13 protein-coding genes are annotated in these 16,649 nt (G+C 62.4%); 1 reads left to right on the top strand and 12 read right to left on the bottom strand.

Annotated features, from left to right (window positions below; all coding sequences use genetic code 11):
- Nucleotides 1-134: 134 nt before the first annotated feature.
- From KRR38_RS22550 to KRR38_RS22510, 10 genes are all read right to left on the bottom strand, one after another.
- Nucleotides 135-2,486 (bottom strand): S8 family peptidase, encoded by a 2,352-nt coding sequence (locus KRR38_RS22550; RefSeq protein WP_217405736.1) that lies wholly within the window; start codon nucleotides 2,484-2,486, stop codon nucleotides 135-137.
- A 46-nt stretch (nucleotides 2,487-2,532) separates the two neighbouring features.
- Entirely contained in the window at nucleotides 2,533-3,552 is a 1,020-nt protein-coding gene (locus tag KRR38_RS22545; RefSeq protein WP_217405735.1) for an AAA family ATPase, read from the bottom strand.
- Nucleotides 3,553-3,753: 201 nt separating this feature from the next.
- Complete coding sequence (locus KRR38_RS22540; protein WP_309141116.1) at nucleotides 3,754-4,650, bottom strand: HEPN domain-containing protein; 897 nt, start codon at nucleotides 4,648-4,650, stop codon at nucleotides 3,754-3,756.
- Between the two features lie 85 nt (nucleotides 4,651-4,735).
- Nucleotides 4,736-4,945: a helix-turn-helix domain-containing protein gene (locus KRR38_RS22535; RefSeq protein WP_217405734.1), complete on the bottom strand. Its 210-nt coding sequence runs from the start codon at nucleotides 4,943-4,945 to the stop codon at nucleotides 4,736-4,738.
- Nucleotides 4,938-5,360, bottom strand: a complete 423-nt coding sequence (locus tag KRR38_RS22530; protein WP_217405733.1) for a CopG family transcriptional regulator — start codon at nucleotides 5,358-5,360, stop codon at nucleotides 4,938-4,940. Before KRR38_RS22530 ends, KRR38_RS22535 begins: the two co-directional genes overlap by 8 nt.
- Before the next feature lie 295 nt (nucleotides 5,361-5,655).
- Entirely contained in the window at nucleotides 5,656-7,704 is a 2,049-nt protein-coding gene (gene rlxS, locus KRR38_RS22525; protein WP_254514933.1) for a relaxase/mobilization nuclease RlxS, read from the bottom strand.
- 621 nt (nucleotides 7,705-8,325) lie between these two features.
- Nucleotides 8,326-8,460 (bottom strand): hypothetical protein, encoded by a 135-nt coding sequence (locus tag KRR38_RS37100; RefSeq protein ID WP_256449502.1) that lies wholly within the window; start codon nucleotides 8,458-8,460, stop codon nucleotides 8,326-8,328.
- 411 nt (nucleotides 8,461-8,871) lie between these two features.
- Nucleotides 8,872-9,174 carry a DUF736 domain-containing protein gene (locus KRR38_RS22520; protein ID WP_217405732.1) on the bottom strand — a complete coding sequence of 101 codons (303 nt, stop codon included), beginning with the start codon at nucleotides 9,172-9,174 and terminating at the stop codon, nucleotides 8,872-8,874.
- A 506-nt stretch (nucleotides 9,175-9,680) separates the two neighbouring features.
- Nucleotides 9,681-10,364: a thermonuclease family protein gene (locus KRR38_RS22515; protein WP_217405731.1), complete on the bottom strand. Its 684-nt coding sequence runs from the start codon at nucleotides 10,362-10,364 to the stop codon at nucleotides 9,681-9,683.
- 217 nt (nucleotides 10,365-10,581) lie between these two features.
- Entirely contained in the window at nucleotides 10,582-12,423 is a 1,842-nt protein-coding gene (locus tag KRR38_RS22510; protein ID WP_217405730.1) for a ParB N-terminal domain-containing protein, read from the bottom strand.
- A gap of 580 nt (nucleotides 12,424-13,003) precedes the next feature.
- Between KRR38_RS22510 and ltrA the strand changes: the two genes are divergently transcribed.
- Nucleotides 13,004-14,572 carry a group II intron reverse transcriptase/maturase gene (gene ltrA, locus KRR38_RS22505; protein WP_217405729.1) on the top strand — a complete coding sequence of 523 codons (1,569 nt, stop codon included), beginning with the start codon at nucleotides 13,004-13,006 and terminating at the stop codon, nucleotides 14,570-14,572.
- A gap of 207 nt (nucleotides 14,573-14,779) precedes the next feature.
- Here the strand turns inward: ltrA and KRR38_RS22500 are convergent, their stop codons facing one another.
- The gene (locus KRR38_RS22500) at nucleotides 14,780-15,196 is read right to left on the bottom strand and encodes a DUF2958 domain-containing protein (RefSeq protein ID WP_217405728.1); all 417 of its coding nucleotides are present in this window, start codon (nucleotides 15,194-15,196) and stop codon (nucleotides 14,780-14,782) included.
- Nucleotides 15,193-16,233 (bottom strand): ArdC family protein, encoded by a 1,041-nt coding sequence (locus tag KRR38_RS22495; RefSeq protein ID WP_217405727.1) that lies wholly within the window; start codon nucleotides 16,231-16,233, stop codon nucleotides 15,193-15,195. Before KRR38_RS22495 ends, KRR38_RS22500 begins: the two co-directional genes overlap by 4 nt.
- Between the last annotated feature and the right edge of the window lie 416 nt (nucleotides 16,234-16,649).

Genomic DNA, 16,649 nt, shown 5'->3' with positions numbered 1-16,649 from the left:
ATCCTGCCTCGCCCCTCTCATTTTCGATCCGCTTTACGAACATGTCAGGCGCGTATTCTGTTTATCGGCCGATCACGATTGGCGATTGACCAGAATCGCCGGCGATCGTTGATGGATATCATGATTGACAGTGGCTACGCCTTCAATGGAAGCGGCAAAGGAACTGTTAAAGTTGAATACAGCGCTATGCCGGCGCTATGCCTAAGCTCTACGGCCAACGAGAATCGCTGAGATTTTAAGCTATCCGGAGCCCATCTCCGACGACACCAGACTGCAACGAAATAGGTGTCGCCATAATCGGACATGTCCTTCTTAGCTGAGAACGTGCCGCATTGGAGTGTGCCCTTTTCTCGAAGCTGGGGCCCTGGATTGGTCGCGCAGGTGAATTTCGCCGGGAATTCGGGGGGATCACCCTCCGCTTTTTCCCATTTTCGAAAATTATCGAAGACCGTCTTTTGGTCGGTCCCACGAAGTAGCCTCCAACCCATCGTTAAACCGAGGTAGTCCGCTCGGGTGCGTCGAACCGGAGGGTCGAACGCGAGGGCCACTTTGATCTCGCGAGTGCCTTTCGTCGTTTGAAATAATGGTGGGACTGGGACCTCGAAAACAGCAAAGTGGTCGGGCATCAGATCATCGTTGGCATACAGAATCACACGGCTGTCGTCTGAACCAAGCGCATTCTCAACGTTGGGGACGCCATTGCCGCAGACCATTAGTGGAGCTTGCTTCCCGTGAGAGGCCAGCACTTCCAGTGACGCGCTCGGCATCTCGCCTGAAAGGGCTAGCATTGCTCGTAAAAAATTGGCTGGCGCGTTTGGGTTTTCGGCCAGAATGATCGCCGCCTTGTGAGCAACTGCAGGAGCCGAAAAAGAGGTCCCAGATCGAGCACGGAAGAGGCGATCAATAGGCTTGTGGTGAAAGGCCCACACCCCGGCACTAGGTTTTTTGCCGCCGTTCAGAAGCGATTTCGTTGGACCATCCCACACGGCCGTGCCGCCATAATCGACCAAATCGGGCTTTATCATTCCGCGAATGCCAGGTCCTGTTCTTGTGAAAGGACTAGGTTGGTCGGCTTCGCAAATCGGACGCACGCCGACAAGATCGGCGTCTTCTCCGTCGAGGCCGTTGGCATGAGCAATTGAACCCACACAGAGTACATTTGCAGCTGTCGCGGGGTCCAAAATTCGAGAACTGGGATCAAGAAGGTAGGAGGGATACTTCTTCAGAATCTGCTCGCCGTAAAGCGCGCTTAAATCTTTCTGGTTTCCAGAGGACACCACAAAAAGTATATCTAGTTCTCGCGCGAGTTCATCGAGCTTAGACGCCCAAACTCCAGCCCTGCCACCGCTATAAATAAGCTTTGGATCGCCGAGAGAAATGTTGAATATCCGGCAACCATGGTCTTTGTGAAGTGATCTGATTGACGATTCCATTATCTCAGGAACCGTTATCTCTTTCGGAAAGTTCCCCTTTTCATCGACGACGCGAGCGCTTGCGACCCAGAAGGGTGCATCAAAGCTGTTATCTAGCGCTCGCGCGCCGACATCGCCATACAGCGCCATAGACGCCACCGAAGTACCGTGTCCGACCTCGTCCGCGTCCGTCCACGATGACTTGCCGACAATGCTACCGCGTACCGCGTGTGTTAGCAGTGGATGACCAGAGTTTATACCGCTGTCGATCACCGCAATCGCTATCGCCTCTTCCGCGGGGGCATCTCCCGGAAAAACGGCCTCTGTCGTGATCTCTCCAAGATCGTCCATTTGCAGATCGGGTTGCGGAGGGAGTTCGATGGCGGATACTTCCGAGAGTTGGAGTATCTCCCGGATTGCGTCTCCCGAGCCTTCGACCCGGCACAATAAGAGGTTGTCCCCCTTGTATGTATTTATGACCTTTCCGCCCTTTGACGATAACGCATTTTCCAAGCGATATACGAATATATCCGCTTGAAGGTCGTCGGCGGGGTGAAATAATTCAACATCGACGAGATAGATATAATCGACATTAAAGTCAGTTAATGTATTAATGCCAGAGCAAACAATACTTTCGCCTATGCGATCATCTGGGCGGGCGGTTCCGATATTCTCGATTGTTTCAATCAACCCTGCGTAGGCTGGAGCTTTTTGGCCTAAGGGAAGCTCTCCCTGATATGCTTCAATTCTTTTCCGAAACTCAGTAAGTTCTTTATCGGTAGCAAAAAGCAAAAGCGTCTTATTCTGATCTTCGGAGAGTACTACTAATCCTAGGCGACCCCATTCCGCCTCATCAACAAATCCCGCGAGCTCAACTCGCAAAATGAGTGATGGGTCGATGCCCTCGATAGAGGGCATTTTCTTGTATTCCTCCAAAACGGTGGCAATTTCGCCAGAAAGCTTTGGGCCGTGCTGAGTCGGCTCCCTCTTGGGGCCGCCTCCAAATCCTGGCGGTTTTCTACGCTGAAGCTCTCCTTCGAGTCGCTTGAGCGGCAGGTAATCGTACTTAGCCATTATTTGCCCCAACCCCGATTGGGAAGGGTCTGCTCAATCGATTTTACTAAGTCAATAGTGATTTCTCAATGGTCGCGCGCTGCTTTTCGTGTTTTACCGCAGCCTCAAATGCGATTATGCTGACTGACTTTTTATGATCTAAAATTGATGATTTAATGCTGCTTAGACAGGCCCGCTCTATCTGGGCGAACGACATGCCTAAAAATTCACTTGCATATTTGGTAATGTCAAAATCGGCAGGAAAGTTTTTGGTTTTTAGTCTAAGAAGTTGCCGTATTTGAACAATAGTAGGCTTCTCAAATACCACGACTTCATCGAAGCGTCTCCAAATGGCTCGATCCACCGATTGTTCTAGATTGGTTGCGGCAATAAGCAGGCTTCGATCTTGGAACGTATCGATCATCATTAGCAAGCTATTCACCACGCGGCGAATTTCGCTGTGTTCCGTTGTGTCGTCACGAGCTCGCGCAAGGGCGTCGAATTCATCAAGAAAAAGTACAACGGGTCGGGTACGCGCTGCATCAAACATCTTTCGGAGGTTTGTCGCGGTTTCGCCAAGATGCGAGGCGATGACGGCATCCAATCGGGCAATCACCAAAGGCATCTTTAGCTCGGCTGCTACCACCTCAGCGCAAAGCGATTTCCCGCAGCCAGGAGGTCCACAAAATAGCAGCTTCGAACGCACCTGAAGCCCATGCCTTCGTATTTCGTCACCGCGCCGAAATTCACTGGCCACGCTTGAAAGTGTGAACGCACTTTCGTTACCTAGAATGAGATCGGCAACGGTGTGGGTTGGCGAGACAACTTCCACGAGCTCGCCAAAGCCAGCCTTGAGGCTTGCCGCTCGACTTGCTGTCGTGCTGGTAGGCTTCAGTCGTGCGGGCTTGCTGGCGATGTGTGGTTCGTCATCACCCGAAAGGACTGAGCCAGTTTCCCGCGATTGGCTTGCGATGCGTTTCACGAAATACCTTGGAGGCGTTTCCTTCACCACCCGATCTTGAACATCCGAAGTCTCCGTGCATGCGGAGAATGTAGGGTGATCTGCCCCAAAAAGCCCCAGTGACATCCTGCGCTCGCCCCCTAGCGGTTGGGTCAGCCTACGTCAAAGCCGGAGAGATTGAAAGAGACCTATCTTGGGTGTGTCGTGCCGTCACCACGCCGATCGTCAGCGTGCCACTGCCTGCGCATGGTCACCGGGCAAATGTCTACTTACGCCGTTTGGGCTCTCGATTCCGGACTGTCGGCAACGTCGAACAGGCCGGACAACCTACGATCGCGAAAGTTCGGTGATCCGCTTCTCGGATAGCTGCGACACGATATCTCGCAATCGCTTCACCGACGTGTACAGGGCATCAAGATCCTCAATCGAGATGCTGTAGTTTGATGAGTAGCGTGCCTCGACGTAAGCACGCTTCAACAGCTCGAAACGACGGCGATCAATCTTGGAATCGCGCGCCCATGCCTCGACGAGCTGTGGCTCCTTACTCTCTGAAAGAGATCGTAGAAACTTGATGTTGTGTGACTTAGGAAAATAGAACGTGGAGGTGAGTAGAAAGCAAGCATAGGCCCGCTCGGTCGCTTGATGGAGCAAGAACGCGGCGTCGTTTCGACGATTTCGTTCAATCGCAAGCAGTGCAAGTTCGAGTGCGCTATCGACTTTTTCGAGCCACAGGGCCAGATGCCGCTCTGCCGTTTGCACCGCCTCATATTTAGTGAGCGGCACGGGCTTCACCAATGGGTGATTGGGCAGTTCGTACAGCACGATGCCGTCGCGAGCGATGTCGGCCCAGAAGTACTCGCCACGCTTGAGCGCGTTGTTCACATCGTTGAGGTCGTAGACGATGATGTTGACCTGGCGGCCGATGCTCTCGTCGCGCAGGATCCTGTCCTCGGCAACATACCAGTATTCGGCGACTTCAGTCAGTTTCTCATGGCTTACGATGACGAGCAGGTCGAAATCCGACTGGTAACCGCTCTTCGGGTCGTCGACCCAGTCGCTTCGCGCGTATGAGCCGAACAGGATGATCTTGTAAATCTTGCCGCCGCGCTTCCACGCCTGATTGCCGAGCACGATCGCCTTCTCGAATTCCTCCATGAGAATGCGGACAGCGCGCTGCAACTCATCCTGCTGCTTCGCCGGCAAATGCGAGAGGTCGTCATGCACGCGTTAAAGGCCAACGAGAGCGCAGGGCGCGTGAAGGGGGGAACACGTCGAACATGCCAGATTCTCGCCGCTTACCAGCGAAAAATCAATGCCGTCTCGCGGAATTCACCCCCCTATGCGCCGCAATAAATGCCTCCAATTCGGAGACAGATATAAGCGTCATCCGGCCGATCTTGATCACCTCGATGTCGCCGCTTTCGATGAGCTCGTAAAGCTTCGAGCGCCCGATGCCGGTCATACGGCAGGCATCACGAATTCGCACGGTCAGCGGCTTGAACGGATCGCCTTCACTCATGGCTGTCTCCCTTGGCTGATTTCGGCTTTGCGAGCCGCGCCGCGGTCCCGCCCTGGGCCAGCCGGTTTTCTACGAAGGCGAGCAGTTTCTGGAAGCGCTGCTGGCCGAGGCGGCTCATCTCTTCGCTCATGGCTGGTTGGAGCGATGTCGCTGAAAGGTGGTGATGGATGAATACGCCGACGAGCTCGGTCAGCGCTTCGACCTTTTGTTCGATCCGCTCGGCGGTTCGGCTTTGCCGGTCGAGCCTCCTTCCAAAATGCGCGTCGAGCTCAATGGCCCCCTCGTGCTCGAAGAACAGGTCGAGGGCAGCAGTCAGGACCGAGGTCTTCGACGCGCCAGGACGCGCGGCGAGGCGATCCAGGCGCTCGGTGTGGCTGTGGGGGAGGTAGAACTGGTGCCGGGTCTTTCGTTTCATCGAGCGTCTCCTGCATCTAAGGTCCATTGTCGTTCTTGTGGCCGCGCAGGTGAAGTGGACCAGTGGTGTCTGGAGGAGACTGGTGAGGACTCTTTCGGGTCGGATCCGGCAACACGCGGCCAGTTCGCTGGCCGCGTGTGCTCGAACAGCAGCTCGAACGCGACGGTGGGCACCGAGGTCTTGGAAGCACGCAGTCGCGAGGCGAGACGATCCCGCCGCTGCGTTTGCCTCGGGGGGAGATAGACCTGGTTACGCACGTTCCGCTTCATCGGCGTTCTCCTGTTGGGAAAGCCGATTATCTCGCGAGTCGAGCGGCGCTTAAAGTACCTCTCCGCCGACTCCAGGTACCTTTTTGGTGAATGTCAGCACCGATTTTCCGGAAATCGGCTTTCACATGCCGATGTCGAGGCCGCGACTCCGGCCGATCGTCCAGTCGATTCCCTCTCCCATCGAAATGCCGGAAACGTGCTTGCCGATTGCCCCCCTCGAGCACGGGCCGCCAAGGTACAAGGCTGAACTCGCGCGACTTCTCGATCAGCGCGAACTTGGTGTCGCCGACCTGCACCGTGCCCTTCATCTTTCCCTCAATGTGCGCGCCCTGCCCGACCTCGGCATAGGCCAGTCCAAGCTCGCGGCTGAACTGCGCGCCCACGCGCCGCAACTCGCGCTGCTGGAGGGCGGAGGTGAAGCCCTTGCGGTAGTTGACCATATTGCCCTCTTCGAGTTCGGCCAGACCCTGCTCGATCAACCATTGTTGGCGCATGTAGAGCGCCCGGTTCACCTGTGCCCCGAACCCGGCCTTTAGCGGTATCTTGTCCGCGCTCACCAATTCGCGGTCGAGCCATGTCGCGCCCTCGTGATGGGGAAGCTGCTCGAGGGGCCGCGCCGACAGCGTCTCAAGCACGATCGGATTGCGCCTGGTCAGTTCGCGCTCGTAGGCCTCGGCGCGGGCGACGTGGCCTGGCGCGATGAGCCAAGTGCCGTCGATATCCCGAGCGACGCCGCCGTCCGCCCGGCGGATCGCCTCAAGCCGGCGCACGTGCCGCTCGGCGAAATCCTGCATGATCGTGCGGTCGTGACGCAGGTGGATATCGACCGAGTAACGCCCGCCGTTCGCTTCCGCGACGCGCGCCACGGTGTGATCGAAGGCATGGGCTCGCGTCTGCCTGCCCGTGAGGCGCACGATGGCGTTTTCGGGAAAGGCCTCGGCATGGGCACCGATGTCGACATATCTTGCGAGGCCATCGACTCCGTCGACTATCAGGTAGTGGCGATCGGCGTGCTCGTCGGAGAGGCCGCGCTCGATGACCCGTCCCACCAGCGGCGCCGCGCGGCCGCCGGCGGGCTCGTAGAGCGCCACGTGGTCGGGACTGCGCTCGGGCAGCTTTTCACGCAGCGCGCGGTGCATAGTTCGGATGATGTCGCCAAGCTCGCCCAGGCGGCGAAGCTTTTCCTCGAGATTGGGGTCGAGCTTCCAGGCGCCGCGGGTCACCTCTTCGGCAAGTCCCATCCGGCCGAGCGACTGCAGCCGCCCGGCGCGCAGCGATTGCTCGATCGCGTCGCCATGGACGGGCCGGACTAGGCCGTCGCCCCGAACCGCTCCCAGAAGCGAGCGATCGATGCCGGTCATCCGCTCCGCCGCGACCTCGTTCGTGCGGCTGCGCAGGATCTCGGCTTCGGTGCGCGGTCCCAGGTCCAGACTGACGATCTCGGTCGCCCGCTCGCGCAGGCCTTGGGTCAGGTACTCGCGCGCGATGACGAGGTTCTGCCCGAGTTCGTCCTTGCCGCGCAGCATGACGTGCGCATGAGGATGGCCTGTGTTGAAGTGATCGACGGCGACCCAGTCGAGCTTGGTGCCGAGATCCTTTTCCATCTGGTCCATCAGCCGGCGCACGACGGGCTTTAAATCCGGGTACTCGGCGCTGTCCTCGGGGGCGACGATGAAGCGGAATTGGTGGCGGTCGTCGGCGCCGCGTTCGAGGAAGGCCTTGCCGTCGATGCTGTCCTCGCCCGGCCCGTATAGCGTTCCGCGGCCGCCATCGCGCGTCGTCCCATCGCGCTCGAGATAGCGCAGGTGCGCCTTGGCGCCCTTGAAGCCCTTCGGGCCGAGGCGGACGATCCGCGTCTTGACCACCACCCGCCGCGAGAAGCGCGAGGACATCTGATCGCGAGAGCCGAGCATGCGGCCGATGCCCGAGCCGCGGCCGATGATGCTGCCGGTGAAGGCGCTGCGCTTGCCGGCCTTACCGGCGCGGCGCGCGCGGATCGCGCCAAGCTGCCGGCGCATGGGGCTGTCCTTGCCGATCCGTCCCAGCCAGACGTCGAACCCATCACCCTGTGCCATCACCGATCCTTTCGATTGCCCTTGAGGAATGGGTGATGAAGGGAGCCGCGGCGTGCCCTTCAAGAGCCTCCAATGACAGTGCCGCCGAGACCCGCAGACCTGCGTGATTTTAGCGGATTATGGTGCCACGCGGTAGGCATGGGCCTGGGGCATGCCTACCGCCAAAACCCTGTGCAGACTGCGATTGCCGGCCCGTAGGTAGGCAGGCTCTTTATCTTGCCTTCCCCTGCCCCTTCCCCTCTGCCCAGCCCTCCCCCGAACATGCCTGGACGCTGATGGACGGCTTTCTCGATGCCGTGGACACCAGTGGGATCGTGAGCCGTCTGCGAGCTCCGTCATCCGCGATGAAAGATGCAGCGCATTGCTGTTTCAGCCTGAGTTGGCGGAGAAACTGTCCTCGTGACCCTTGTCATCGATCCCCCCCGTCCATGGAACGCGACGCAGTTGCCTTTCGCTTTCCTCCCTAGACCTAGGGAGGAAGAACGGGCCGGATTGTTGAGGAAGGGACATCACTTGTCACTAGGAGAGCTGCCTAGACTGCTCCGAAACTTTGTCAGCGAGCATAGAAACAGGCTCCCGAACGACGTCTCTCGGCGCCGCCCGGAAGCCGTGCCTGGCGATTCAATCGCACCCGCCGAGCGCCGCGATCTGCGCCCTTGCCGCTTCGAGTTCGGCCGCGATCCGCGCCCGTTCGCCGGGCTCGTCGCAGCCTGAAAGCTCCGCGCGCAATTCCTCGATCTGCTGTTCGATGGCCATCTCTCGTCTCCTGATTGCCTGAAGGACGGGAGGCGTGCCCGGCGCCGCGCGGGCCGGGTCAAGGACCGCGCCAGCGGCCGCGAAGCGGCGATGGGGGTAACGGTTTTGTGCGGGCGAACGGCGCCCGAAGGAATGCGCCATGGCCCGCGCCGCCCGTGCAAAACCGTGGGGCCCTGTCGTCCTTGAGGCGGCTCGCGCGGCGCCGTAGACTGGGCAGACCCGAGCGAAAATCCTTCCCTTCACCTCTCGCCGGCATCCCTGATCTTCGCCATCGAAAGCGCCCCTGGGATCGTATGGGAACGCCAGGACCAGCCACACGGAAACGGCCTCGCGGGGGGATGTTCCACGAGGCCGTTTCGTGCTCGGTAAATCCTGGCTGTGACGCCCGCGAGGGCGCCGCAGCGAGGGAAGTCAGCGCGACCAGATGAGCTTGTGCTCGCCGTTTTCGCCCTGGACGAGCGTAGCGTAGATCGGCGCCGGGAACGAGGGATCGTCGAGCTTGACCGAGAGGTATTCAGCGCCGGTCTCGCGCGCCGCCTTGGTCCAACCGGCCCCGAATTCGACGCCGCCGTTGGCCGTGACGCGGTAGTCGGGCGCCTTGTCGTGCTCGCGCGCTGCAGGCTTCATCACCGCCTTGACGTTGAGCGTGAGGGTGCGGATGGTTCCGGTGAAAGTGCCGGTTTCATCGCGCGTGAACGTGCCGATCTGTGCCATGTTTCGTCTCCTGCCATGTGCTCGGCGCCACCCAGCGTGGCCCGATGGCGCTCGATCGGCGGCGGACGGGACCGCTTGCACCCATGGGCCGCAGCGAAGCGGAGGACGGCGGGAGCCGGGCTTCTTGCCTCGCGAGGAAGGCGCGGGAACCGCGCCGGGGAAGAAGGTCGGCGGAGCCGTTGCAAGCGAGGCATGGCCGGTGCCAGAGCAGCCAAGCACGGGCCGCGGATGGGGCCGAGGCGAACAGGAATGACTTTGGGACAGGGACAGGGGCAGGACAGCACGAGAAACCGGCTCTTCGCCATCTCCGGATGCTCTCGCGGCGGCAAGTCGGCGCTGCTAGGCGAGCTCGAACGACGCGGCTTGGCCATCGTCGAGGAAGCCGGCCGGCCGGTCATCGCGCGGGGACGCGCGCCGTTTCGAACTGTAAAATGGCCCTTGCGGACTATGTAGCGAGCATCCCCTCCCCATCGGCAAGCGCGTTTAGAGCCAGCGATAGGCGCCGTTCATGGCGCGGCGCGAGACCGGCGATAGCCGGCGGCGACCGCGTCCGCCTCGCTGCAGAACATCTCCTCGGCGCGAGTCTGCTCGTAATAGGGCATGCCCGGCAAGTGGTAGATCCACTCACCTCGGCGGCTGTGATTGCCCTTGATCAAGCAGCCACCTGAATAGCTGCTTGCCGGGCGCGATACCGGTGCGGCCCGGACCTGCGCGCTGCGCGGCACTGGCGGTAGCTTGGCAAGACGATAGTCGCCTGGACTCACGAAGGTCGAATTCCAGATGCCCAGATGCTGGGCCTTGGCGCGCAGCTCGTCGGCGGCGTAGGCATCGCTGTATTGGCGGAAGGCGGTGGCCCAGCCCTGTTCGACCAGGACGCGGTTGATCTCGGTCCGGCCCGCCCAGCACACGGCGAGAACCCTTGCATATTGATCGCTGCCTTGACCTTGGCAGTCGAGGCGCTGGCCGGCGACGAGGCTCGCGAGAAACGCTTTCGCATCCTCGCCGCAACGCCAGGTTATGCCGCTCCGGTCGCAGGTCTGATCGAGTTCGGGCGCGTCGATGCCGACGAGACGGACCCTGCGGCCACCGACTTCGAGCGAGTCTCCATCGCCTGCGCGTGCTTCTCCAGAAACGGACTGGGCATTGGCGACGACGGGTGCGCCGGCCAGCCCGGCGAGCAGAAGACCCATCGCCCAGTGCCTCAATCCCCCCCATCGGTCTGCTTCCCCCAAGAATTCTGGCCCACATTCCTACTAGCAGATTGTCACCAGAACCTCATCCGGTCGCGGCGAAATACTTCCGCTTCGGAAGAGAATCGCCGCGCCGCAAGGCCCTCGGGCCGAGCGGCGCTGCGAAATTCGCGCCCTGAATGAGGAAGCGGGCGGCATGTCCGCCGCCCGCCCCGAACTAAGCCGCGAGCTGCTGCACCGCGACGTCAGCGGCGCCATCGCCGTCTTCGGTCCCTGCTCCGTTCGTCTCATCCGGCGCATCCGTTTCCGCTTGCGCCTCGACGTCCAAAGCCGCTCGCGCCGCCATGACGTCAGCATGGGCGGCAACGCTGCCAACGCCGCCGCGCGCCGTATAGGCTGCGGGCGGGAAGGCCATCCAGCGCGGCACCCAGCCCTCGACCTTCTCGCGCCCGCCCGAACCCGCGAGATGATCGCGCACAATCTGTTTCAAGACCTTGCCCGTCTCGCGCGCATTGGCCTCGGCAACGCGGGGGCCGGCCACCTCGGCAACCATCGCGGTCAGGACCTCGCGGTCGCGAAGCCCTGTGAAGAACGCCTCATCGGCCTGCCACCAGCGCGCCATGTCGATGCCGATCTCGGCGCCGACAGCATCGACCGCGGCGCTTCCCGCTTGCAGCGTCTCGCCCATGACGACCGCGATCACCGAGAGAACTGCCGCGTCGTCCAGCGCGACGAGCCGCTGGAACAGGCCGACGAGGCCGTGGGGATCGTGCCCCCCGGTCACGGTCGGCTCCTCGGCGGACATTCTAAGCAGCGCGAGGACGGCGCGGCGCTTCTCGTCGAACAGCGTTTCGCCCGGCGAGACTTCGACGCTTTCGCCGATTGCATCGTCCTTCGTCGCCTGTGGCTCGGTCCGCAGCGTCCAGAGCGGCGAGCCGGCGATGGCGTGCGCGACCATGAGCCGCAGCGCGAGCGCGGGGTGCCCGGTCATTGCGGCGCGCAGCGCGGCATGGCGGTGCAGGTCGACATAGGTCTGGACGCTGCTGGTGAGTTCCGGGCGCGGCGTCTTCGGCGTCGAGGCCGGCTCGCCGCGTTCGATCCGCTGCGCTTCCTTTCGGGTGACATAGCCCTCGTGGAAGCTCACCTCTCCGCTTGTTCGCACGTCGATATAGACGCGCCCGCCCTTGCGCTTGGGCGCCTTCTCATGCTCCCAGCTCTGGAAGTGGCTGCCGCGCGGGACCACGACCACATCGGCCCAGCCTGCTTCGAGATAGGCCGCGCGGCGTTCCTCGATGGCCGCGTCCTGCTTGGCCCAGAAGGCCTCGGCGTCCGCGAACCAGGCGTCCTCGCCGAACAGGTCGGTGACGATCCCGTCCATGCCGGCCGTGTCAAAGAGCGCATGGCGCAAGGGGATCGACTGGCCGCCGAATAGCCATGACTTGAGGTTCTGGCCTGTGGGCGCGTGGGCCTGCGGATCGTCATGCAGCCCGAGCCAGTCGCGCTGCCGCGCTTTGCTGGCAAGCGTCAGGTGCCGCACCGTCAGGCGGTCGATCTTGTCGCGGCGGTAGAGGTCGCGAATGCGCGGCAGCAGGTTGCCGAGCGCGAGGACGCGCCGGACCGTGAGGTCGGCAAGGCCGAAAGTCGCGGCGATGGCCTCGGGCTCGCGGCCTTCGCGAACGAGACGGGTAAAAGTCTCCCACTGCGTGACCTCGTCGGGCTCCAGCCGGGCAAGGTTCTCGATCAGCGAGGCTTCGATAGCTGCGGCGTCGTCGCCTGCGTCCAGTACCGCGCAGGGCAGCGGATCGATCTCGCCGCCCGTCCCGCCTTGCTCGTCGGCGACGATGCGCGCGGCATGGAAGCGCCGCGCGCCTGCGACGATCTCGAAGAGGGGGGCGCCATCCTCTCCGGACCCGGCGCAGGGCCGCACGATCAGCGGAACGAGCACGCCGCGCGCGCGAACGGTGGGAAGGATGTCCGAGACGTCGGGCGGCTTTTTCGCATGGCGCATGTTGGCCTTGCTGACGCGGAGCTTGTCGAGAGCGATAAAGTCGAGGATCATGACAGTTGCCTGTGCGTTGGGTTTGAAAAGAAAGGAGAAATTCTGATCATTAAAAGCTGCGAATGACCTTGCGAGGGGGAGGACCTCGCGCCCAACGCGACGCAGCGCGGGGGGAAAAGCAGACGGGTGAGGTGAACCGGGTGCTTCCGGCGAGCCGTAAATGAGCAGAACCCGTCAAAGCCGGGGACAGGAGAACTTCCGCGATCTGAAGCGACCCGGCGAGCGAACTTGCCAAGGGAAGAGGAATCGAACCGATGGTTGACGCCTCGTTGGAACATGAATGTCGCCGATGCGGATGTGGGCGGCATGGCCTTCGGGCCAGTGATGCGCCGGGCTGGCTGTAGGTGAAGCGGCCCAGGGGAGCGCGGTCATCCGCGCGCCAGCTTGCGACTAAGACTGTGGTGGTCGCAGGCCAGTTGTCACACGGGGTAAAGTCGGTCCCTAAAGCAAGTGAAAGGTCAGTTGCGGAACCCAAGAACCACGTTGCCGCATCTCTCACGGAGATGATCGAAGCGACCGATGATCGCGGTGACGTGGGACGGAGCCCTCGTAGTAGTCCGAGAACGGGAAAGCCGTTCACATGGCGAAGGGGGGCAGCGGATACAGCGAGCCGGCAGGAGGTGGGCGTCAGCCCGGCCCGGTGAATACCGAGTTCATCCTCGACATGCAGTGCAAGCTGTATCGGTGGAGTCAGGCAGCCCCGGACAAGACGTTTGGGGACTTGTTCAATCTGGTGAGTGACCGCCGCACGCTCGGCTACGCTTGGCGCAAGATGGCCCGTAACAGGGGCAGCAGGACGCCCGGCACAGACGGCATGGGGCGGATACAGGTCGAACAGCGTACCGGCGGCGTGGAGCGCTTTCTCGACGAGATCGAGGCGGAGCTTCGCGCAGGAACTTACAGGCCTCAGCCTGTGCGGCAGCGGCTTATCCCCAAAGCGGGAAAGCCGGGTCAGGTCCGACCGCTGGGCATTCCTACGCTGAAAGACCGCTTGGTACAGATGGCTTTGAAGCTTGTTCTGGAGCCGATCTTCGAGGCGGACTTCTATCCGACCTCGTTCGGCTTCCGACGTCGTCGCAGCACCCACGACGCCATCGCGATGATCCAGCGGCAGGTTAACCCGAACCGCTGGTGTAACTCGCGGATCACCTACGTGATCGAAGGCGATATCAAAGGATGCTTCGACAACATCGACCACCACCGGCTGATGGAGCGGGTGCGACGCCGCATAAGGGATCGCAAGATCCTGCGGCTCGTGCTCGCCTTCCTGAGGGCAGGGATCATGGTCGAGACCACCGTTCGCCACCCAGTCGCGGGAACTCCGCAGGGCGGCATCATATCGCCGCTGCTGTCGAACATCGTCCTGACAGCGATCGACGAGCGATACAGGCGGTGGACGCCGGGTCCATACGAGACGGTGACCAGCGCGACCCAGCGTCGCGGTCGCGATTACAATAGCGGCAAGGCCACCTTCTACATCGTGCGATATGCGGACGACTTCGTCGTTCTCGTGTCGGGACCAAGAGCGGCGGCAGAAGCCGAGAAGGAAGCGCTGGCAAGGTTCCTCCGCGAGGAATTGCGCCTTGAATTGTCGCCTGAGAAAACCTTGATCACCGATATCCGAAAGGGCTTCGACTTTCTCGGCTATCGGATCGTGAAGAAGCGATCCCCCCGATCCGGGCGGTTCGTCTGCAAACTGCTCATTCCACTGAGCAGGCTGCAGCGTCTGCGCGATACGATCAAGGCGCGGACCAAGAGGCCGAGCCTTCTGCTCGCGCTGTCCGCCATCATCGACAACCTCAACCCGCTCATACTGGGGTGGCGAACCTACTATCGTCACGCCATGCGAGCATGCCGTGAGTTCAGCAAACTGGACCACTGGCTTTGGGAGCGCATCTATCGATGGCTGCGCAAGAAACACCCGAAAACCCGGCGAACGATCTTCCGGCGCTTCTACCGAAGAGCGCCCGGGGGGCCGCTGCGTTGGACAGAGGGAACGGCGCGGCTGCGCCGGTTCAGTGAGGGGGGCACCTCCCCCTACCCGTTCCGGGGCACCAAGATCACCAACGGTTGGGACATCATCGACGAGGCATGGACGGGAGACCGCCGTGACTTCTGGCCGATGATGCGGCAGCTTGCCGTAGCCTGACAGACACCCGTGGCCTCGGTCACGCGTGGAGAGCCGGATGCAGTGAAAATTGCACGTCCGGTTCGGCGAGAGGGATGGCGAAACCAGCCTCTGCGAAGGGGTATGGCGCTCCATCCCTACTCTCCTTTCGAGAGAGGCGCCGGTCCGCGTTTCATTAGCGTGGGTACGCGGACCGGCTTTCGGTTGGGCGGCGGACGGCCGCCCACGTCATCCGCCGCGCCTCAGCGGCGGAAGTCCGGTTGCCGCGTCGCGGCGGAATTCGAATTCGGCGAGGAAGATCGCTCCGTTTCGGCGCGCTGCCTCGCTCCAGACCGACAGCGGCTTGTCGCTGGTGAACAGGGCGTCGCGTTCGATCCCGAGACCGAAGGGCAGGCGCACGCCGCCGATCTCCGACAGGCTGAAAGACCCAAGTTCCGGACACCCGAAACCTAGGTCGGCGAGCCCGAACAGCGTGTCACCGTCTGACCCGAGTTCGCTCGCGAGCCACGTCGCCGCGCCGATGGGATTGAACAGCTTGATGACCGGAATCGGATCGGGCTCGGGGCGTTCCTCGCGAAGCGCCTGGAGCCGAGCGAAGTGGTTGAAACGCAGCGCCGTGCGCAGCTGGGGAGGCAAGATGATCATGCCGCTTCTCCCTCTTGCCGAGGCTGGACCGGATCGGTCGCGTCCGTGCGGGGTGCTTCGGCTTGCGAATCGCCAGCGGCATCGCCCGCGAAAGCGGCATGCCGCGCGAGCAGCCAATCGGCCGCCTTGCTCGCTTGGCTAGCGGCACGGAACACCGCCCGGTTGTCCTCCTTGAGGACCTCGAGCCAGCTGCCCAGATAGTCGGCATGCCGCACGGTCGGGACGATCCCGAGCGCCGCGCAGAGGAAGGCGCTGCCCATCTCGGCGACGAGTTCCTCGCGCGCGTAATCCTTCGAACCGAACGTGTTCTTGAGGTCGCGCGCCAGCCGCGAGGCGTGGCCGGTCGCGTGGGTCAGTTCGTGGAGCGCGGTGCGGTAGTAGTTGATCTGCTCGAAGAAAGCGGGCTGCGGCGGCACCTGCACATAGTCGGCACTTGGCACGTAGAAGGCCTTGGCGCCGCCGACCCGGAAATCGACGCCCGAGGCTGCGATCACCTGCTCAGCAAGCGGCACCACTTCGCGCTCGGGCAGCAATGGGGCGTCGATGGCAAGTCCCTCGGTCAGGCCATCGCATTGCGCAACGTTGAAGACCGTGAAGCGCTTGAGGAAGGGGACGGCGCGGGCGTCCTCGCCGGTATCGTGCGCGCGCACCTTCTCGGCCTCGGGCACGAAACGGTCGGCATAGACGACGCAGGTCCCGCTCTCGCCCTTGCGAACGGAGCCGCCCGCGCTCGCCGCCTGCCGGTAAGTGAGCCAGCCCTGCGAAGGATAGCCCCGCTCGATGACCGCGCCCCAGAGGATCAGGACGTTGATCCCAGAATAGGCGCGCGAGGTGAGCGCATTGCGCGGCAGTCCCGGCGCGATCCCGCCCGCTTCAAGGCCCGCGCTGCCGGCCCAAGGCTGCACCCACGGGAAGCGACCGGCTTCGAGCTCGGCGACGATGCGGGCAGTCACCTCGTCATAGAGATTGGCGCGCGGCTCATGGGTCCGGGACACGGAACGTCGTCCGCGAGCGTAAGGTCGGCAGGCTTGGCGCATGGGTCACCTCATCTCCCGCCCCAAAAACCCACCAGGGCTTTCCCGCAGGAGCGGGGGGAGCGGCGAGAGCGACCGGCAGGGCGGTCCCCGCGAGGCGGGCCGCACCCGCAGCCGGGGTCCCCGCCGCGCGAGCGACGGGGTGGCAAGGGCCGGAACGAAGAGGAGGAGCCGGCCGCGAGGCCGGCTTGCGGCACGCCGGGGACCGCCCAGAAGGGAGCGCCGCTTCCCACGCGACGAGGGAAAGGCCAACAACCAGCGCCGCCGCGCCCACGAGGCGCGGCGTCATTTCAGCCGGTGCGCGGGCACCGGCCCCGCCCCGTGATCGTGACCGAATGGCCGGGACGCGCGAGCGCGGCCCGGCGGAGCTCGGCGAACGCAGGTGAGCCTAGCGCAGTAGAGCGCGTTTCGCGGCGTCA

The sequence above is a fragment of the Novosphingobium sp. G106 genome (assembly GCF_019075875.1).
Classification (GTDB): domain Bacteria; phylum Pseudomonadota; class Alphaproteobacteria; order Sphingomonadales; family Sphingomonadaceae; genus Novosphingobium.
This window is presented reverse-complemented; position numbering and strand designations above follow the sequence as displayed.